Here is a 19,110-nt window from a genome sequence, read left to right as displayed (position 1 = left end):
CTTACTCCTCGATCAAAATCGCTGGAATACCAAAGCCCGCCAAAATGCGCGCGGAAGTATACGTATTCAAGCCTTTTCTAAACGTAATATACACCTTTTTGTCCCGAGGGATTTCATTGATCCGATCACGCAATTCGTTCATCGGAATATTTTTCGTGGCTTCGATACTGCCGGATTTAGCCTTGTCGGGTTCGCGAATGTCCAAGAAGAAGGCAGTTGCCAGATCTTCTGCTGGAATCTCTAAAGCCTTGACCGTTTCAACAACATTCGTCATTTGATTGATTGCTACGTATCCCGCAATGTTCAATGGGTCGCGGGTGGTTGAATAAGGCGGTGAGTAAGGCAGCTCTAAATCTGGTAAATCAAAGACCGTCAGATTTCCAGTAATCGCCACAGATAATTCACCCATGCGCTTGTCAACGCCCTTTTCCCCCACTGCTTGCCCGCCTAAAATTTTCCCGCTTGTCGCGTCGAAAATGATCTTCAGATTCAGACGCGTCGCACCTGGATAGAAATAGGCATGATCAAAGGGCGTTACAAAGACTGATTTGTAGTTGGTCACGCCCGCAGCCTTCAACGCATGCTCCGTCATTCCCGCATAGCTTGCAGTATAATCAAAAATTTTCGCGACACCCGCACCGACATAGCCTCGGTAACGCATCGGTGTGCCGTTGATCATGTCCGCCAGCATATGGCCTTGGCGGTTTGCGGCGCTGGACAGCATACTTGAGGTGGCTAATCCAGTCACTACACTGGTCGTTTTGATGATGTCGCCGATGGCATAAATATCGGAAAGATTGGTCTCCAGCTGATCATTGACGATGATCTGTCCATCGTCCGACAACTCGATCCCTGCTGTTTTTGCGACTTCATTGTTTGGTGCAACCCCGGTAGCGAAGAGGATCATGTCTGGATCGATCGTCGTGCCATCAGATAAGACGACCTCTTTTCCGGCTTGACGAATCTCTTCTACACGTGTTTCCAAGTGAACGTGCAACCCATTTTCGATCAATTTATCGTAGATCAAGTCTGCAATTTCTTCATCATAAGGAAAGGCGACCTGCGGCAATTGATCCACTAATGTCACGTCCATTCCGCGATGTTTGAAGTTTTCAGCTACTTCCAGCCCCATCACTCCAGCACCTAAAACCAGGACCTTTTTCGGATCATGAGCATCGATAAAGGTTTTGATCTCCGCTGCATTCGTTACGTTACGTAAAACAAACCCGTTTTCTGCTTTGTCTGCACCAATGATCGGCGGAAGCGTTGGACGCGCGCCTGCGGAAATAACCAATTTATCATAATTCGTAGTCGCTTCTTCTCCTGTTGCCAGGTCTTTGACGACCAATTGTTTCTTATCTGGATCAATAGCGGTCACTTCGTGTTTCGTGAAGACATCGATATTGTTTTTGACTTTTAATATTTCGGGTGTTCGCTCGATCAATGAATCCAAGTCTTCGATCACACCGCCTAGATAATAAGGCAGCGCACAACTGGCATAGGAGATATGTTCTCCACGTTCATAAATAACGATTTCATGTTCTTCATTCAAACGGCGCAACCGTGTGGCAAAGGAAGGTCCCCCTGCTACTCCGCCGATTACTACAACTTTCATGATAAAATCCCCTTTTTTATTCATCCTATTTTCCGATAGTACTATTTTTTTAGAAGTCCCGCAAAGAATTGTTCTTCTCACGAAAAAAGATCGCACATCTTGAATCGATGAGCGATCTTGGCTATTTTTTACTTAATTCAATGAGTTGGTCAGACTGGCCATCCCTTACTATTTTCAATTCCAATTGTTTTCTGCCGGTTCGTGTCGCATGGTACTCGATATTGTTGCCATCATCCGTCATGACCACGCATTTTTTCGTGGAATTAACAGCGACCTTGGCCTGCTTCAACGCGACTTTATTTCTACACTTGATCGTCCAGCTCGTAAATGCTTCGTTTCCAGGCTTAAAGGAATAATTCACTGACTGGCTGGACCATTTTCCCTGCAGCCAAGCAGAATTATGGGGCATCAGTGTATTGATAAGCGTCAGCAATAGCAGAACACTGATCACTATCAGACCGCTGGCGATTTGCTTTTTCCATCTAAACAGACCGACCACTGCGTACTCTTTTACTAGCTTGATTATTGAACGGCTCGTTGCAGCTATCTTCTTCCACTGTTTCTCCATTGCTTCTCCTTTTCCCTGTCTGGATAGTGAAAATCGTAACATAGCATGTGGCGTTTGACAAACTCTTTTTGTACAGCGCTTCTTTTCTGAATGAATAAAAAAGCCCCTTCCATAGTTTTACGGAGAGGGCCCCACTGCTTATTCGGCTAAATGTTCTTCCAGGATGTCCAGAGCCCTACGAACATACTCTAGACAAGGACGGTTATCGATCAGCTTCCCACAATACAGTGAGCCGCAGGTTTGTTCAAAGGCTTGCGTCATCGCAACGATACGATTGCCTGCCTTGTCTGCCTGACACTTCGCAGGATCGGATTCGTCAAGGGTCCCCTCGAGGGCGTTCGCGACGATATAGGTTCCCGCCAACGCACCGCAAAGACCTTGATAGTTTCCTCCGCCATAACTGGCCCCTAACAGATGAGTCTCCTCCTCAGAGATCCCAATCTCCTCGCAATAGGCCTCGACAACAGCCTGACAACAATTTTTTCCAGCTTGAAAAGACGTCAATGCTTGTTCTTGATGCACCATAACTCCTCCACCCTTTCGGTTTCACCTACAGTTTTTTTACCAGTGTTATACAAGGTACGCCATCTTCCTCGTAACGCTCGCCCATTCGAACATAACCCAATTGTTCATAAAAGGCGGCCGCCGTTAATTCTGCATGGATCAGGACTTGTTTCGTCTGTTTTTCTTTCGCAAATATCTCTAGCGCAGTGACTGCTTGTCGGCCTAACTGCTTGCCTCGGTAGTCCTTTTGTGTCGCCACACGGCCAATTCGAGCAGTGCCCTCCTCATCCAACAAAAAGCGCGCGGTCGCTACAGGGAGATCTTCCAAGAAAAGGACGCTGTACACAGTATCCGGCGTATCGTTTTGATCGAATTCATCCGTCATCGCTAACGCTCGTTCACGTACAAATACCTCCATACGAATAAAACAGCTCGCAGCTCGCAAATAACCAGCATTTCCCACTTCTATTCTTACCTTCGTCATACGCCCTCCTGTTTCCTATAGTATACTATTTTTTTGATATTCTTTGAGGGGCAATCCTGCTTCTTTTAAGAAAGGGGAAGCCGTGACCGTCTTGTTGTTGACTGTTTTAGGATAGGTGACATATAGGTTTTCTTTTGCGCGAGTGAGAGCCACATACATCAGACGGCGTTGCTCCTCCATCGTCGTAGGGGGAGCCGCTTCTTCTTTAGCTCGTTGCAGATCACACTCGGCCTTTTCCACCGTGTGGTGATTAGGCAGCGCATCTTGGTAGACACCTTTAATGAAAACCGTCCTCTTCCCCAAGCCTTTGCTGGCGTGGATGGAGAGTAAATAGACTGCGTTTAATTTTTCTTGGTCGTAATCCTGCAGCCGTTTCTTCATCGATTGGTTCTGCTCACTGGCTTGCTGATAGGCCTCCAGCAGACCGGGCCAATCCTTTGCCGCTATCAATTCTTTCCTTAGCCAATCGCTCTCTTCGTCACTCAATTCTTTTTTGAATTTGGGTGTCGCGAGCAGCGCCTCCGCCAGTTCAGCTAATTCCAATTGCTGCCGTTGATAAAATAGATAGATCTGCTTGAAAAATTGCTTTGCCTGCTCCTGTGAAGCCCGAGAAAGGTTTCGTTCACTGACTAAAAACGCGACGAGATCCTTGACCTTGAATTTGTTTTTACTAAACAATTTCTCACTAAAGGCGGCACTGGCACCAAATTTAATAAAATGAAGAAACGCATACTGCTGAATGATCTTTTTCAGCGCCTCGTTTTTCTGCTGGATCGACGATGCCGAAGCCAGCAGCTCTAATTGTTGGAAAAGCGTCTTGAATGGAGGCAAACCAAAAATTCCCAGCAAGTCGTCATTCGAGGGTGTAACAAAGGGGACTTTTTGTTTTTTTAATTGCTTTAACAAAGAACGCAGCTGCACCCTGGTTGGGTATAAGACCATCGTCTCACGATAATTTGGACGCCCATCTTTTCCCGCTGTCTGACGTGTCAGTTCCTGGATTTTCATTCCGATCCAAGCGGCTTCTTCGTCGTCATCTTTGAATCCAATGCCATAGCACTCATGCTCAGACGTTTTTTTATTGGCGATCATCGTCTTTTCTAGACGATCGTGACCATTGTATTGAATGAGGCGATTTCCCGCTTCAACGATCGGCGCCTCTGACCGGTAATTCGTCATCAGTTGCAGCGACGTTTGCTGATACTCCTGCTCAAACTCTTTGATATAACGAGGTTCTGCTCCTCGGAAATAATAGATGCTTTGATCGTCATCGCCGACGATGATCAGTTTTCCTGCAGCCGTTTGCTTCGAGTGCTTATCCGGCGGGCAGATCAACGCGATGATTTGTTTCTGCAAGGGATTGATGTCTTGAAACTCATCAATAAAAATATAGCGGTACTTTTCCTGTAGAATCTGACGTGCGCCGGCGTCATTTTCCAACATCTGCTTAAGATTGAACAGCATGTCATCAAACGTAATAAAACGTTGGGACTTCTTCAGCATTGCCAGCTCCGCCAAAAATTGTTGGAAAACGGTACTTAACGAGTGGTTCAGGATCAGATCCTCGTCATCGAAATATTTTGCCACAAACCCTACCATTTCGTCATCCGAATAGCCCATGTTGCGCCAATAGCTGATTCGAGAAGCAATCGTCCGTTCATCAAATTTATCAAAATTATACAACTTGTACTTTTTGATCAGCTGAGTCAGCGTTTGATAATATTGGTCCTCATCGATCGTTCCTTCGATCCCCCATTGATTCAAGCGAGGGTCGCGGCGGGTCAACGCGTTGTATTCCCCATTGAAACAGCCGTGGAATGTTTGAACGTTGATCCGGGCATTGCCGCCCAAATAGTGGTTGACCCGCGCTTCCATTTCTAGTTTTGCCTTTCGAGAGAAGGTGCACATCATGATCGCCTTTGGATCAATTCCTTGTTCCAGTACGAGGTAGGCAGCTTTGGCACAAATCGTTTGCGTTTTGCCGCTTCCTGCTCCTGCGATGATTCGTAAATGTGTCTGCATAGGAAATCGAATAGCCGTTAACTGTTCATCGCTAAAGGCATTGCCGCCATTTGCTTCGGTTAATTGTCTCAGTGTCTCTTTATCTTGAAGCTCATCTGACTTTGTTTTGAACAAATCTGAGCGTATGTCCTTTGAAAACTTTGTAAACATGCTTTAGTGGTTCCCTTCTATGTAAAAAATCATACTTGTTCATTATAACGGAATCAGTGAATTAAGATAGTCCCGAGAACACGGGGAAAAAGAAGAACCTTTAATGAGAAGCGCCGGCGCAGCGATACAAGATCGTCGTATTTTTCGTGGATTGTTCCTATAATAGGACCGAGTACCATTTCTAAATCGTAGGAGCGATCATCATGGAAAAACAACGAACACTAAGTAAATCGATTATTATATTAGGTCTTTTCTCTTTTATCACCTCTCTTTCTGGTGAGAGTACGAATTTGGCTCTGCCGACGATCAGTCGTGCACTGACCATTACAAACAATGAAGCCACTTGGATCGTCCAGATTGGCTTGATCACCACAACGATCTTGCTCGTCGCCTTTGGTCACCTCGGAGATTTATTGTCAAAAGAATTCATCTTTCTGATCGGCGGCGTGTTATTCACGATCGGCTCACTCATCAACGGCCTTTCGCCAAATTTTACGATTCTTTTACTAGGACGGGTCGTTCAAGCGGTCGGGTCGGCGATGATCATGGCGAACTCCATTGGACTTACGACAGAGTACTCCACTCCGGAAACACGAGGGACCGCCTTGGCGATCATCTCGATGTTCATCTCGGTGGGGGCGATCTCTGGTCCCGCTCTTGGCGGGGTGCTGCTTTCGGCACTATCCTGGCGTTGGATCTATTTGATCAATGTCCCTTTAGGTGTGATTTTTAGTCTTATCGGCTATCGCGTCTTTCACTTCCCGAAAATGACTAAACAAACGATCGAACAACCGTTAAAAAATGCGAATTGGTTGGGACAAGGAATTTTTTCTGTCGGGATCATTGTCTTATCCCTATCCAGTCTCTTTTTCCAAAGTGCCAGCGCGCGTTACTTGGTCGGCAGTTTGGCCTTCTTGATCGGTGCTGCTTTGACGGTCTACTCCTTCATCCAAGATGATCGCAGCGAAAGTCCCTGGATCTCCCCACATGTGTTAAGAAACAAACGCTTCATGCTTTCGATGTTCGCTTTGTTTTTGGCGATGCTGACAAATGTCGCTTCAAATATTCTGCTGCCTTTCTATTTGCAGAGCTTCCATCGAATCAATCCCATGATCAGCGGTCTCGTGATGGTCTTGCAATCAGTCGTGATGCTGATCATCGCACCCATTGCTGGACGTTTGTCGGATAAGATCGGCTCGAGTAAATTAATCCTCTCTGGAATTTTGGTTTTGATTCTTTCACAGATCGGGTATACCTTTTACCCGTTGCAGCTAAACTGGCTGCTGGTGCTGCTCCCTATTCTATTGAACGGCGTCGGCATGGGCATCTTTTTGTCACCTAATAATTCATTGGCGATGTCCTTTGTTGAGAAACAATTCACCGGCGTTGCTGGATCTCTCACTTCCTTTTTCAGAACGATCGGAATGAGTCTCGGAATCAGCATCGCTTCGGCAGTCCTTTTTGCTCAATTACCTGGTGTGCGGTACATCACACCTCAACTGGGCGCTCACTTTGTCCGTGCCTTCCACAATGTGTTTTGGGTGATGACCTTTTTAGCGGTCGTCTGCTTGCTGCTGTCGATCTATGCCATTTCCACCGATCAAAAGAAGCCGCGCGAACGTTGATTTCCGAGGCTTCTTCCATTTCAGCGCATAAAAAAAACGAGTGCCCGATTTCTCGGACACTCGTTTATTTCGTTTTTTATGGGTGAATATATGTTAGACCAGCTGCACTTAATGTTGCAGTGTTTGGTCCAGTTGGTGATGGGAAGCCCATACCGCCTTGAGTGATCGTGATCGTGTTGTTTGAAGCGTTGTATGATTGAACATACGCCACGTGTCCATAAGTAGGATCGGCATTCCATGTTCCCACAGATTGACCTTGACCAAAGCTTACGATCGCGCCTGCTGCTGGTGTACCATCAACTTGGAAACCGTCAGCTGCTGCTGAAGCACCCCATTGACACCCATTGCCCCAATACGTTCCAGCCCATGGTGCAACTTGTTTCACATACCATGTACATTGACCAACTGCATACATATTGCCTGAACCGGTGTGGTCTACTTTGTTTCCGCCGCCTGTTGAAGGTGTTGGAGTAGGAGTAGGTGCCGGTGTTGGGTCTGGTGTTTTTGAATTTTCAGTAGAACTTGTTTGCTCTGTTTTTGTTTCAGTAGTTGAAGCGGCTGTAGAGCTTTCTTCACTTGCACTTGATGATGACGCTTCTGTTGAAGAAGCTGACGAGCTTTCAGAAGATTCTTTTGCTTGTTCTGCTTTTGCAGCTTCTTCTTTCGCTGCTTTTGCTTGAGCTTCTTCGAAGGCTTTTTGTGCTTTCGCTGCTTCTTTTGCTTGACGTTCTTGCTCTGCTTTTTGTGCTTTTGCTGCTTCTTCTTGCTCTTTCAAGATGCGCGCTTGTTCTGCTTTCGCTTCTTCTTGTTGTTTCTTCAATTTCGATTTATCTTGTTCCGCAGTTGCTTGTTCTGCAGCGTAGTTCGCTTTCACAACATTCAATTCTGCTTGTTTATTCGCGATTTCGTTCTTTTGTGCTTCTAGTTCTTTTTGATTTTCTTGAACTTCAGCAACTTTCGCTTCGTTGTCTTTAACCTTCGCTTCAACGGCTTTTTCATCCGCTTTTTGTTGTTCCATCAATGATTTGTTGGCTTTGACAATGGTTGACATCGCTTGAACACGGCCAATGACATCTGATAATGAATCAGCATCTAATACGGCTGATACATAGCTGGTCGCTTGACCCTTCACTTGTGTATCACGTGCTTGATTTTTGATAACTTCGTTACGTTTTGCGATACGTACTTTCAATGTTGCAATTTTATCTTGCAACTTCATCGTGTCTTTATTTAATTGATCTTGTTTCGCTTCTAAGTCTTTTACTTGTCCGCTAACTGTTGCGATTTCACTTGTTAATCCGTCGATCTGTGATTGAACACCCGACTGTTTGCCTTGTAATTCACTGATCTTTTGATCTTTTTCTTGGATTTGTTGGTCATAATTATCCGCTAGTGCGATACTAGGAACTGCTGATACAGCGATTGTACACACTAACAATGCTGATAATATACTTTTTTTCACGAATTATTCCTCCGGCTATTATGTAGAATTAAAATTATCTTTCGCATAAGGTCAGAAGTAATTCTAACATAGTGATATATCACGCATATAAAAGAATTGTTACAAATATATTTCAATATTGTTTTTTATTAAATTCATTATTTAGTGAACCCCTATTAACCCTACTAAAAACATTGATATATCTGTATTTATCTCTCCTGTCGAAGAATTTCCCCTTTTCTCCATTAGTGAATAATTACTTATTTAAACACCATTTTCTTTCAGCCAAAAATCGGCACTCGTCATTTTTCTTCAATTAAGTGAACCATTTGTCTATGTTTTAACGATTTTAATTTTTTTGTTCTTGGGAATCGTTTTTCTACTATTTAATAAAGCAACAGTAATTCAACGCGAAGCGATATCGTTGGCGGCTGTTGCATTTTCCTCTAAAATAAAAGTGAAAATAAAGGGGGAACTGTTATGCGTTGGCGAGGAGATCGACAAAGTTCAAATGTAGAAGACCGTTCAGGGGGCGGACGACCGACTGGCAAGATCGCTGCTGGCGGCGGGGTCGGAGTATTTTTGATTGCTATCATTGTTTTCTTTCTCTCAGGCGGAGATCTAGGTACCGTCACTGATACGTTGGGAGGCGGCGTCACACCGGCGACTTACGAGACGGAGAATGTCTCTTCCAAGGAATATACCGATGAAAAGGAATTTGCGGCAGTTGTTTTTGCTCATTTAGAGGATTATTGGAATGGTGAGTTCGAAGAGTTGAATGAGCCTTACCAAAATCCGAAGCTTGTCTTATTTACAGATAGTGTCAATTCTGCCTGCGGACAAGCAACCTCGCAAGTCGGTCCGTTTTATTGTCCCGCGGACCAAAATGTTTATTTAGATCTAAGCTTTGCTGATGAGCTGTCAAACAACTATGGAGCAACTGGTGATTACGCGATGGCCTATGTGATCGCTCATGAAGTCGGACATCATGTCCAAAATGAGCTGGGTATTTCAAAGCAATTGGACAAAATTCGCCAACGTGTCTCTAAGACTGAATACAATCAATACAGCGTTCGCTTGGAGCTGCAAGCAGATTACTTAGCCGGCTGCTTCTCCAAATACCTCTCTTGTGAAACCTATCAGGGACAACCAATTCTGGAAGAAGGCGACATCAATGAAGCAATCACTGCCGCAAACGCGATCGGAGATGACACGCTCCAAAAAGAATACCAAGGCTATGTCGTTCCTGACAGCTTCACTCACGGTACCAGCCAACAACGAATCAACTGGTTCAAGCGAGGCTACAAATACGGAGATTTAGAACACGGCGATACCTTCAATGAAAAAGATTTGAACCTATCGACAGCCGCGTAAAAAGAGGATCGTGCACCCGCACGATCCTCTTTATTTTGTTTCTTTATCGTCTTTCTTTTTGCGTTTGGCCAAGAGCAACCAAATGATTCCTAATAGGATGATCGCCAACAAAATCCCAATAACGATGAAGACCCAACTAGGCAAACGGTCATTGTCTGTTGCCTCGATCGTCGCTTCATTGACATCCTTCGCTTGTTCTTTGGAAATAGTAAAGGGACGGTCAAATGTCCATACGTTCTTTTTCGCATCGGAGACTTTTAAGTGCAAATCGTATTTTCCAGCTTCCAACTTCTTATTCTGCCAATCGATGGCAAAGTGGTACGTTGAATTCGGCGCGATTTGCATATCGTTGTCGTAGGAAACGGTGCGAACGACCGATCCTGACGAGGCCTTTTTTACTTCAGCTTCGTACTTCAAATGACCATAAGCATCCATCGTAGGATTTTTTAACGCTGCCACTACGCTTGTCTCGCCAAAGCTTTCAGCCGCTTTGACACTGGTAAGTGTGAGCTGACGTTTGGTCACGGCATCGGATTCTGTCAATTTCAGCCCAAGAATATACCCATAGTTATTAGAGATGCCCGTCTCGGATTCTTTATCTGTTTTCACGACTTGGATCGCAGCTAAAATTTGTCCATCATATGATTTTTTGGGCATCGAAAGCGTGATAGGTATTTCTTTACTACTATTCTTAGGAACCCTGACCTGATCGTCGACCTTCGCAATCGAATGGATCGCATAGGGATACTCATTTTCTGTTGCTTTTTTGGGATCACTGTAATCAATGAATCCTTGGTCACTGGTATAAGCTTGATTAATGGTGACTTTATATTCCGAATCTTGGTCCGAAGTGTTATTGATCCTTACTGAGATTGTTTGTTTTTGATCCGGCTGCATCCGTAGATCAAAGAAGCTTTTTGTTTTGTCTACCTGATTTTCAGGAATCACCGCCTGGACATCGTAGCCTACGTCCGCTGCGTTGGTGACTGTTGGAGTCAGCAACGGAAAGGTACATAGAACCACTCCCGCCAGTCGCATCAATGAGTGTTTGAACATCGTATTTTCTCCTCGCTTCTTAGCGCCTTATTGGGCATCCGCGGTGTTGAACAATTGATAATCGATCTTCCCTGCTAACTTATCATTTACTCTCAGTGCTTTATCCGTATCCGTAAATCCAATCGAAACCGCGGTCACAGATGTTTTGATCACACCCGTATTATTCGTGTCTGTTTTTGCGGCTTGCGCTTTGGCCACGATACCGTCGACGCCTGTACCGTTTGTCAGTTCTTGATCGTTGACTTTGAAAGAAGTCACTTCGAAGGTCTTGGAATCCCCATTTCGTGTGATCGTATTGCCATCAACAGAGGCTTTGACAGACCAGTCTCTAGCGATCGTATCATTAAAGACATCGATAGACCCGTCCGAGATCGTTCCACTGGCAATCGCGTACTGATTATTTTGCAATTTGGATTCAAAATTGTAATTGCTTGGTACTTTTTCTAGTGTCAATAATTTTTCATTAGGGGCAGTAGGATCAGCCTTCGTATCTGTATCGTCTTGGATCGTTACGACAGTCGGTGTGTTTTTTTGCTGATCAGGTGCAGCGGCAGCATGGGCGCTAGTCACGCCAAATGCTACTGCTATTGTGCTAAATGCAACGAAGGACAATAAATAGTTTTTTTTCATGGTGATTCTCTCCTTAAAGTTTTTTTCTAATTTGCTTCTGGGATATTCACTAATGTCACAGTTTGTTTCGCAACAAAGTCTCCTTCAGGGAGGTTTCCCGGAATCGTCAGTTTGATTGCTTGTTTGTTGATCCGATAGCGGTATTCTGATGCCTTCGTCGAATAGGCAGTCACGAGGGTCTTGGTTTCATTTGATCGCAGTGATACCTTTTTTGGGTCCGATGAAACCTCTTGTCCGTTATCTAAGGTGCGTAAGTGTCCTTTTCCTAAATCAAGAAATGCGGCATATTCTTTCCCATTTGAAAAACTGCTTAGCTGGTAATACAGGCGCCATGGCGTTTTTTTATTTTCCCGCAGGTCTTTCACTTGGATCGTTAAGTCGCTTGTTGCTCGCAACTCCTGTGGTCTGACTGATCGTTCATAGATACCGAAAGTCGGTGCACTGACCTTCTCTAACCGAATCGGCGTTTCCACGATTCTGATCGAAACAGGTGTCTCCTTTTGTGCTTGGACACGCGTCTCAGCGGCAGTCAGACCAAAAAGACACAGTCCTATTAGAACAAACTTAGCGCTTCTTTGTTTCCTCTTCATCCTGCTTCCTCCTTCGTCTCCAAAAAATCAGCAGTACCAGTCCCACTAGCAATGTTCCGATAAAAGAAAGCAGCACTAGGTTTGTATCATTTGTTTTAGGCAGCATGTGCCATCTTTTACCAAATATGACTATTGTAGGAGCGCCTTTTTTGATAGTACTGAGTCCTTTTCTCGGAGACAAGTGATCGTCATGCGCAACATTGGGATTTTTATCGATCAAACGGAAGATGACGGACTGTTCATCCGAAGTCACGTTTGATTGTTCAGACGCAAGCACCGATGTTCCGCCGCAGATCATGCTGCCGAGTAATAGAATCCATATGCTGAATGCTTTAAACATGCGTGTTTTCTCCCCTATTCTGGTGTTTCTGTGTCATAAAGGTTCCAATGAACAAGAATCTTCCCGCTGTAATCGCCGACGTGCAAATACTCCTTGCTTTGCAGCAATACTCCTTCAGATTCCTTCCACTCTTCGGAATAGACATAATTGTTTGCTGAAACACTGCTGGCATTCATCACCGGGATCGGCGTATCAGTGATTGGCTGATCCGATGCATTTGCTTGCCGCCAAACCAAATGAAAAGGCGTTTGAGGCTGCGTTTCTGCAGTGACTCCAACCGACCACTCATGATCCTTTTCTCGGCTGTCCAACACGCTAAGTGCCATTGTGTTTCCGGCATCCCGCGTCAAAGTTCCTTTTGAATCTCCAGCCAAACGACCAGTCCATTTTAATGCAGAAGGCGCAGATTGAAGGATCAATTTCCCGCTTACATTTAATTTTAATGTGAGACTGTTTTTTTCCTTGATCTCTTTTGCATCCTTGTCTAAATGATAAGCCTCTACTTTCAAATCATTTTCCCCATACGTTATTTTGTCGTTCGGGATCGTGAAATTTGCCGTTTGCTGTGTCGGTGTTCCGTTTGTTGTTACTTGAGGCAGTTTCTGAATCGTTTCATTGCCTTTTTTTAAATAAAATTGTACTTTTTCACCGTTGTCTGAGTCGTTCCAAAGAAACGTTCCTTGGTATCCTTGAGTAAGCTCCGACTTATCTACATTGATTTCTTTGACAGGATTCGTCGTACTCTGATCCCAGTCGAGTTGCGTCGGTGCTTCCGCATGCGTCCAAAAAGACACAGGATTGCTTGGAAATGTTCTCGGTGTATTATTTCCTAACTCTGTCGTATGGATAGAGCTAGATAACATTGTTTTTTGTGTTTCTCCCGTCGCTTTCGTCTGTGCCGTGTATTGAAGATCAATCGCTTTTCCTGGCGGCAGCTTCAACCCAGGAAACGTTACTTTGACTTGGCCGCTGACTGCATCCTGTTCAATAACCGTTCCTTGCATCACCTTATTGTCAATGATTGCCTGAACATTAGTTACAGATTTTGTTAAATCAAAAACAGTTGGATTGATCACGGTATCCCAGTCATTGATAGCTAAAGAATCTTCTCCTTGCATCACAGAAAAGTGACTTCTCATCGTCACTGGGTCACCGTATTGCGCAGCAGGAAGCGATGCTTGATAGTTGTCGTTTCCACTAGGGTCAACAATGGAGGCTTGACCACTCGAGACATCATTTTTTAATCCAGCATCTAGATCGACGGGAACTTGCGTAAAGACAAATTTGACCTCGCCATTTGCCGCACCATTCGAGCCTGTAAATCCCCAGTACGCCTTATTATTGTTCTCAGATAATTTCAACGCAGAACTTAAATCTGACCAAGGGATCGACGTGACAGGGGTTTTAGCCCCTGTCATCGGATTCATCAAATAATAGGTAAAAGAAGCGCTTGTCTTGTCAAAATCGTAACGGAATTCATACCACGTATTGTCCTGAATAGTATCTCCTACAATTCCGTTCAGAAGCTGCGGACTGTAGTGATGGACTTTAGCTTTTACTCCCCCACCATATTCTGTCCAATTGTTACCGTTAGATCCATTTGAAACATATCCTTTATTCAAATCACCTGGAAAGCTATAAGCCATATGTGGAACTTTAGGAAAATCAGCATCGTACATATTATCGCCGCTGATATTAGCATATAAATCGAACTCAATGGATACTGAGTTTTGAATTGCTTTTTTTTCAGGAGTCGATACTAGAACTCCAAAAAATGCACTTGATCCTGAATCTCCATAAACCCCAAGATTTTGACCATCATTTCCGGATAACGCCTTGGTCAAAGCAGCTGTTTTTCGACTATCATTTTGCATCACAAACGCAAAACCATCCGCTTGTACTGTTCCAAAGTTGACATACGCTCGTCCATGAAAGCTTTTCGAGAAGTCCATTCGATACGGAGCATCCGACCAGATGGATACGGCGTTTTGTTGACCAGATAACGTTACTTCCGAGAAGGGAACCCCATTATTTTCAGTGCTTGGTCCTACAGTGACACCGGTATTCCCGCTTGTCCCCCCTGATTTCGTTTGTATATTGGGTGGAGCAAAAATTCCGTCTACGGAGATTGCCCCTTTAGGAACGGCAGGATTTCCTGTGACCGCTTGGATAGTCGGTGATCCTATCAGAAAGACTGAAAAACCAGTAAAAAAACAGAAGAGACAAAAAACAAGGATGGTCCGAACTTTTTTACTAAAAAAAGCCTCTCGCATTTATCACACCTCTTTTCAGTTTTGCAACCAATTGCTCGTTGCATCAGATCTCATCTTCATTCATTTTTATGTTCTTTGGGTAAAAATAAGAATAAAAATAAGAATCCTAAAGATGATAATAACAGAACGATTGTTATTTTAGTAACAATTAAAATCTCATAAATCAATCGTCAACAATTAGAAAAAATCTGTCTGAAAAAGAACATATAAAAGGCTTTAAACAAGTAATTAGGAGGTTTTATTAATAAAATAAATGTAGCGACAGGAAGGGACTTCGGCTTCAAAAAAAGGATAGGTACACACTAGTAAACACCATTCTTGTTAGCGTTTATTCTTATTTTTGATAAGTAAAATAATTGAATTTTTATGATTATTTTTAAACGCAAAAAAAAGACGATTGAATTAGATACGTCTTTCTAATTCAATCGTCTTTTAAAGCAATAGGCAAAGTGATACATCAATATCCAGAGATCCGACCATGTCCGCGGGTCTTTTCCAGTCAACTCTGAGATACGCTGGATTCGGTAATTTAAGGTATTTCGATGGATATGCAGATGCTCTGCTCCGGCCTTGATATTTGTACTAGTCTCAGCCAGACAAATCAGTGTTTCATAGTACTCTTCATAGATTGTTTCCACTTTTTTTAACAGTATAGAGTCTACAGACAGCGGAAAATCAAACAACTGCGCATAATAATAGGACTCTGTGAAAAAGAGCTGAGTCATCGGAATCTTTAAAAAGAGCAGATACAAATAGGTATTCTCCACCTCTTTCAAGCATTCTCCCAAATTCAGACGTGGTGGGCTTACGATCAGAGAGCCTTTCAACTGATCAATCGTTGTCTCTGTATCTACAAAAACCAAATAACGACCATTCCATTCAAATATTTCATGTAAAGGAAACAGTAGACGCAAATCCTCTTGTTCAGATGCCCAAACACACCGATTCGGCATCAGTAAATTGATGCCATACGCCTCCAACGCTCTGTGGACCGTTGCTTCCTCATACCGTTCTTTCGTCGCAAGCAGTTCATTTAAAAAATCACGCTTCTGCTGATTTTTCTTTTCCTTTTTACTGAATTCATTGAGCTCTTCAACTAAAAGAAGCACGATGGACTTTACAAGTTTAGTGAAGGGGCGCACTTCTTCCGGTTCTCCAGAGATTCCTACTACTCCCAATAATTCCCCATTCAAGATGATTGGTTCATTAGTACCTCTTTTTTCTAAGGATGTATCCTTGTAGACTTCAACCATTTGACCTTGAGAAATGGCTCGCTCAGCGCCGCGGTGACGTTCGCCGATTCGTCCTTTCTTCCCACTTGCAATGATGAACCCTTGCTCGTTCATGATATTAATATTATAAGGAATATCCGACATCAACTTCTGCACGATCAAATTGGCTTGTTCCTTCGTCAATAAATTGCTCACTGTTCTCCCGCCCTACACATGCTTTGCTTTATTCTTAGTTTAGCGATCTTTTCATAGATGACAAAATATCCGCTTCGCTTAGACAGATAAAACACGCACGATATTTTCGACGGTTCGTTCCAAATTGCGCTCTCCTGACTGCAACGCAGCCTCTATGGACTCTGCTTTAGCCAATATCCCAAAAATAGCTGTCATGCCTTCGTCATAGAGCACGTCCACTTGTTCACCAATAGATCCTGCGCATGCAAAGACAGGCTTATGATGCTTTTTGGCAACCTTTGCTACACCATAAGGTGCTTTTCCGAACTTGGTTTGAAAATCCATGCCGCCTTCACCAGTGAACACGTAATCCGCCTGCAAGATCGCCTCTTCCAAGTGCGTCAACTCGATCACTAGATCGACTCCTGAACGCATCTTCGCTCCCGCAAAGACTAAAAGTCCGGCACCCAACCCTCCCGCGGCACCTGCACCGGGTTTGGCTTCAATATCTATGGCGAACTCTTTTTTGATAACGGCCGCGTAATGAGCGAGGTTGTCGTCTAATACTTTGACCATTTCAGGTGTCGCACCTTTTTGCGGCCCAAAGACCACCGAAGCGCCATCTGGTCCAGTCAAAGGATTGGTGACATCGCTGGCAATAATGATCTCTGTCTGCTTTAATCGCGGATCTAATGGCTTCAGATCAATCGTTGCCAGTCTCCCCAAGGCGCCGCCGCCAACAGGCAATTCGTTGTTTTCTTCATCTAACAGACGGGCGCCTAAAGCTTGTGCCATCCCGGCTCCGCCGTCATTCGTCACACTGCCGCCGATGCCGATGATTATTTTCTTTACCCCTTTTTCTAACGCATCTTTGATCATTTCACCCGTTCCGTAGGTAGAGGTGATCAGGGGATTTCGCTTATTCTCAGCCAAAAGTTCGATACCGTTGGCTTTGGCCATTTCCATGACTGCAGTCTCTTCGTCCGCCAGCAATCCGTAATATGTCGAAACTTTTTCTGTAGGGATCGGCCCAGAGACCTCAACTGAAACACGTGTCCCTTTGCTACCATCGACTAAGGCATCTACCGTTCCCTCTCCTCCGTCAGCCATTGGAATATGAATGACCTCCGCGTTCGGCTGGACTTTGCGAATCCCTCGCTCCATTGCCTCACAGGCTTTTTTAGCGCTCATACTTTCTTTGAAAGAATCGGGTGCTAACACAAACGTTTTTTTCATGGTCATTCTCCTTATCTAAAAATAATCTTAACTCTTCGCATACTTACAAGCCAGTTGGTAAAATAAGTTCCTTTACTTCAAAATAAATCCGTATAAAACCGTTGCAACGATCGTCATGACCCCACCTACACAAATCTCATAAGGAATGACTTTCATCCGTTCCTTGATGGACATGTGCATACTATTGGCGGTGATGTGAAAATAGTTTCCTTGCGGCACACTGTCAATCACTGTAGCACCTGTATGGACCATAACTGCCGCTGCTAATGAAGAGGTTCCTGTCGCAAGGATCGCATTTCCGAATGACCCCGTCGCCAAAATAACGGCGGTAGAAGTCGAACCGACTGCCAGTCCCATCAAAATACCTGATATAGGTGCTAAGAATGTTCCTGATATGCCTGTGATGGAGATTAAATGAACGACTTGCTTCGATAGATCAGAGACCGAGATCAATCCCGCGATCGCCCCTGCACCGATTAAAATCAGAACGGTATCTGTCACACGATAGATACCAGCTTTTGAATAATCGCGGATTTGTCGTGCATGTCCCATTGCAATCGTACCAACAACGGATGCAAAAGGTAAGATGTACATGGCATCAATTTTCAAATTCGATAAAGCTTGAATATGGAGCATCGTTCCTATTGGGTTGATCAGCAGCAAGACGATGGACAAAACTGGCGCGATCAAGGCTTTACTTAAAGGCATCAATGGTTTTCCCTCTTCATCTGCGATGTCACTCTCTTGTACCATGATCCCTTTCTTTTTGATCAAACTGGCAATAATGACAGCCGCTGCCAGCCCACAAAGTGCAGGGACGAGCCCAGCGATCATGACACTGCTAAGATCTAATTTGAACCCATTCGCCGCTGCAATCGTATTCGGATTCGGAGAAATGATATTCCCCGCTTTTCCTCCACCAGATAGCGCTGCCAATAATGCTAGCTTACTGATTCCCGTCTGTTTTCCTACTGACAATGCAATCGGCGCAACAATCAATACAGCTACTGGAATGAATACGCCCACTGCCGTGATGATCATCGTAGACAATGCTAAAGATAAGAGCGCTTTGTTCGTACCAAGCTTATTAACGATCGCGTGTGCAATCGACTCTGCCGCACCAGACTCCATCATTACACCCGCCAGCATCCCTGCTGCTAAGACTCGGATTGCAGTCCCCATGATACTTTGCGTGCCGCTAATCAAGATATTCACTGTATCATTTAATGAGGCGCCTCCGATTAGACAACCTATAATCGCCCCTAAAAACAATGAATAAACCGGATTCATTTTCTTTAAAATCAAAAGTATTGCACAAACCAAACCAATAATCGCCGCATACCACGGAATCGTAATACTCGCCATGTGAATTCTCTCCCTTATTTTTGATTACGTTTCCATTTTAATATTTTGACACTCAAATAGAATTGGCAGATTCACAGTATCATTTGTGCATCTGCACAAATGTTTTTTGGTATGAAGCAGAAACATTGCTTTCCTTTTTTCCATCCGTATACTATAAGCTAAACTTCAAAAGCAGGTGATCGTATGTATGTTGTCAAAGTTTTACATGGTTACATCGGTAAAGAAGGCCAACGCACCCGTGACAAAGACCCTGAAAAATTGTTAGTTTTCCCTAGTAAACGAGAATCCGATCACTTTGCCTCAAAAATCGGCGGACGCAGCAAGCATGTATCTAAGATCCGCAAAGATTGACGCCTAATAATAAAAGCTTCGCGCTCCCTCTGCTGAACAATTTTCTATCTAAAAAAGTACAAAAAATGCGCAGCTCATCT

General features: G+C 44.1%; 17 protein-coding genes. 3 read left to right on the top strand and 14 right to left on the bottom strand.

All coding sequences use genetic code 11. The annotated features are described in order from the left end of the window. Position 1: 1 nt before the first annotated feature. From IGI66_RS02330 to IGI66_RS02310, 5 genes are all read right to left on the bottom strand, one after another. Complete coding sequence (locus IGI66_RS02330) at positions 2-1,615, bottom strand: FAD-dependent oxidoreductase (protein WP_438847351.1); 1,614 nt, start codon at positions 1,613-1,615, stop codon at positions 2-4. A gap of 121 nt (positions 1,616-1,736) precedes the next feature. Further along, complete coding sequence (locus IGI66_RS02325) at positions 1,737-2,183, bottom strand: hypothetical protein (RefSeq protein ID WP_438847349.1); 447 nt, start codon at positions 2,181-2,183, stop codon at positions 1,737-1,739. 138 nt (positions 2,184-2,321) lie between these two features. After that, positions 2,322-2,708 (bottom strand): C-GCAxxG-C-C family protein, encoded by a 387-nt coding sequence (locus IGI66_RS02320; RefSeq protein WP_438847347.1) that lies wholly within the window; start codon positions 2,706-2,708, stop codon positions 2,322-2,324. Between the two features lie 25 nt (positions 2,709-2,733). Further along, positions 2,734-3,171 carry a GNAT family N-acetyltransferase gene (locus IGI66_RS02315; protein ID WP_438847345.1) on the bottom strand — a complete coding sequence of 146 codons (438 nt, stop codon included), beginning with the start codon at positions 3,169-3,171 and terminating at the stop codon, positions 2,734-2,736. Positions 3,172-3,186: 15 nt separating this feature from the next. Next, complete coding sequence (locus IGI66_RS02310) at positions 3,187-5,343, bottom strand: ATP-dependent helicase (RefSeq protein WP_438847343.1); 2,157 nt, start codon at positions 5,341-5,343, stop codon at positions 3,187-3,189. Positions 5,344-5,546: 203 nt separating this feature from the next. Between IGI66_RS02310 and IGI66_RS02305 the strand changes: the two genes are divergently transcribed. After that, complete coding sequence (locus tag IGI66_RS02305) at positions 5,547-6,968, top strand: MFS transporter (protein WP_314577199.1); 1,422 nt, start codon at positions 5,547-5,549, stop codon at positions 6,966-6,968. Between the two features lie 76 nt (positions 6,969-7,044). Here IGI66_RS02305 and IGI66_RS02300 read toward each other — a convergent pair whose 3' ends face one another. Then, positions 7,045-8,430 carry a CHAP domain-containing protein gene (locus tag IGI66_RS02300; protein WP_435935011.1) on the bottom strand — a complete coding sequence of 462 codons (1,386 nt, stop codon included), beginning with the start codon at positions 8,428-8,430 and terminating at the stop codon, positions 7,045-7,047. 459 nt (positions 8,431-8,889) lie between these two features. Here IGI66_RS02300 and ypfJ point away from each other — a divergent pair, with 459 nt between their 5' ends. Then, positions 8,890-9,783 (top strand): KPN_02809 family neutral zinc metallopeptidase, encoded by an 894-nt coding sequence (gene ypfJ, locus IGI66_RS02295; protein WP_438847341.1) that lies wholly within the window; start codon positions 8,890-8,892, stop codon positions 9,781-9,783. A gap of 30 nt (positions 9,784-9,813) precedes the next feature. Here ypfJ and IGI66_RS02290 read toward each other — a convergent pair whose 3' ends face one another. The 8 genes from IGI66_RS02290 to IGI66_RS02255 form a co-directional block, all read right to left on the bottom strand. Next, positions 9,814-10,839: a DUF916 and DUF3324 domain-containing protein gene (locus IGI66_RS02290; RefSeq protein WP_438847339.1), complete on the bottom strand. Its 1,026-nt coding sequence runs from the start codon at positions 10,837-10,839 to the stop codon at positions 9,814-9,816. Between the two features lie 27 nt (positions 10,840-10,866). Next, a complete protein-coding gene (locus IGI66_RS02285; protein WP_438847337.1) occupies positions 10,867-11,469 on the bottom strand; it encodes a hypothetical protein in 603 nt (200 codons plus the stop codon). Between the two features lie 26 nt (positions 11,470-11,495). Beyond that, complete coding sequence (locus IGI66_RS02280; RefSeq protein WP_438847335.1) at positions 11,496-12,059, bottom strand: hypothetical protein; 564 nt, start codon at positions 12,057-12,059, stop codon at positions 11,496-11,498. Continuing rightward, positions 12,034-12,399, bottom strand: a complete 366-nt coding sequence (locus IGI66_RS02275) for an LPXTG cell wall anchor domain-containing protein (protein ID WP_438847333.1) — start codon at positions 12,397-12,399, stop codon at positions 12,034-12,036. The genes IGI66_RS02280 and IGI66_RS02275 overlap by 26 nt, the downstream gene beginning before the upstream one ends. A gap of 14 nt (positions 12,400-12,413) precedes the next feature. Then, on the bottom strand, positions 12,414-14,672 hold the full coding sequence (locus IGI66_RS02270; RefSeq protein ID WP_438847332.1) for a lectin-like domain-containing protein: 2,259 nt from the start codon (positions 14,670-14,672) through the stop codon (positions 12,414-12,416). A 416-nt stretch (positions 14,673-15,088) separates the two neighbouring features. Next, complete coding sequence (locus IGI66_RS02265) at positions 15,089-16,099, bottom strand: CdaR family transcriptional regulator (RefSeq protein ID WP_438847330.1); 1,011 nt, start codon at positions 16,097-16,099, stop codon at positions 15,089-15,091. 78 nt (positions 16,100-16,177) lie between these two features. Next, positions 16,178-17,314 (bottom strand): glycerate kinase family protein, encoded by a 1,137-nt coding sequence (locus IGI66_RS02260; protein WP_367377540.1) that lies wholly within the window; start codon positions 17,312-17,314, stop codon positions 16,178-16,180. A 72-nt stretch (positions 17,315-17,386) separates the two neighbouring features. After that, positions 17,387-18,679: a GntP family permease gene (locus IGI66_RS02255; RefSeq protein WP_438847327.1), complete on the bottom strand. Its 1,293-nt coding sequence runs from the start codon at positions 18,677-18,679 to the stop codon at positions 17,387-17,389. Between the two features lie 183 nt (positions 18,680-18,862). Here IGI66_RS02255 and IGI66_RS02250 point away from each other — a divergent pair, with 183 nt between their 5' ends. Then, positions 18,863-19,030, top strand: a complete 168-nt coding sequence (locus IGI66_RS02250; protein ID WP_010781910.1) for a hypothetical protein — start codon at positions 18,863-18,865, stop codon at positions 19,028-19,030. Positions 19,031-19,110: the final 80 nt, after the last annotated feature.

The organism is Enterococcus sp. AZ048, from assembly GCF_051715125.1.
Classification (GTDB): Bacteria; Bacillota; Bacilli; order Lactobacillales; family Enterococcaceae; genus Enterococcus_A; species Enterococcus_A gilvus.
This window is presented reverse-complemented; position numbering and strand designations above follow the sequence as displayed.

What these genes read in the sequence shown, in the direction of transcription:
- IGI66_RS02330 (WP_438847351.1), bottom strand. Translation starts at nt 1,615, where the DNA reads ATGAAAGTTGTAGTAATCGGCGGAGTAGCAGGGGGACCTTCCTTTGCC.
- IGI66_RS02325 (WP_438847349.1), bottom strand. Translation starts at nt 2,183, where the DNA reads ATGGAGAAACAGTGGAAGAAGATAGCTGCAACGAGCCGTTCAATAATC.
- IGI66_RS02320 (WP_438847347.1), bottom strand. Translation starts at nt 2,708, where the DNA reads ATGGTGCATCAAGAACAAGCATTGACGTCTTTTCAAGCTGGAAAAAAT.
- IGI66_RS02315 (WP_438847345.1), bottom strand. Translation starts at nt 3,171, where the DNA reads ATGACGAAGGTAAGAATAGAAGTGGGAAATGCTGGTTATTTGCGAGCT.
- IGI66_RS02310 (WP_438847343.1), bottom strand. Translation starts at nt 5,343, where the DNA reads ATGTTTACAAAGTTTTCAAAGGACATACGCTCAGATTTGTTCAAAACA.
- IGI66_RS02305 (WP_314577199.1), top strand. Translation starts at nt 5,547, where the DNA reads ATGGAAAAACAACGAACACTAAGTAAATCGATTATTATATTAGGTCTT.
- ypfJ (WP_438847341.1), top strand. Translation starts at nt 8,890, where the DNA reads ATGCGTTGGCGAGGAGATCGACAAAGTTCAAATGTAGAAGACCGTTCA.
- IGI66_RS02290 (WP_438847339.1), bottom strand. Translation starts at nt 10,839, where the DNA reads ATGTTCAAACACTCATTGATGCGACTGGCGGGAGTGGTTCTATGTACC.
- IGI66_RS02285 (WP_438847337.1), bottom strand. Translation starts at nt 11,469, where the DNA reads ATGAAAAAAAACTATTTATTGTCCTTCGTTGCATTTAGCACAATAGCA.
- IGI66_RS02280 (WP_438847335.1), bottom strand. Translation starts at nt 12,059, where the DNA reads ATGAAGAGGAAACAAAGAAGCGCTAAGTTTGTTCTAATAGGACTGTGT.
- IGI66_RS02275 (WP_438847333.1), bottom strand. Translation starts at nt 12,399, where the DNA reads ATGTTTAAAGCATTCAGCATATGGATTCTATTACTCGGCAGCATGATC.
- IGI66_RS02270 (WP_438847332.1), bottom strand. Translation starts at nt 14,672, where the DNA reads ATGCGAGAGGCTTTTTTTAGTAAAAAAGTTCGGACCATCCTTGTTTTT.
- IGI66_RS02260 (WP_367377540.1), bottom strand. Translation starts at nt 17,314, where the DNA reads ATGAAAAAAACGTTTGTGTTAGCACCCGATTCTTTCAAAGAAAGTATG.
- IGI66_RS02255 (WP_438847327.1), bottom strand. Translation starts at nt 18,679, where the DNA reads ATGGCGAGTATTACGATTCCGTGGTATGCGGCGATTATTGGTTTGGTT.
- IGI66_RS02250 (WP_010781910.1), top strand. Translation starts at nt 18,863, where the DNA reads ATGTATGTTGTCAAAGTTTTACATGGTTACATCGGTAAAGAAGGCCAA.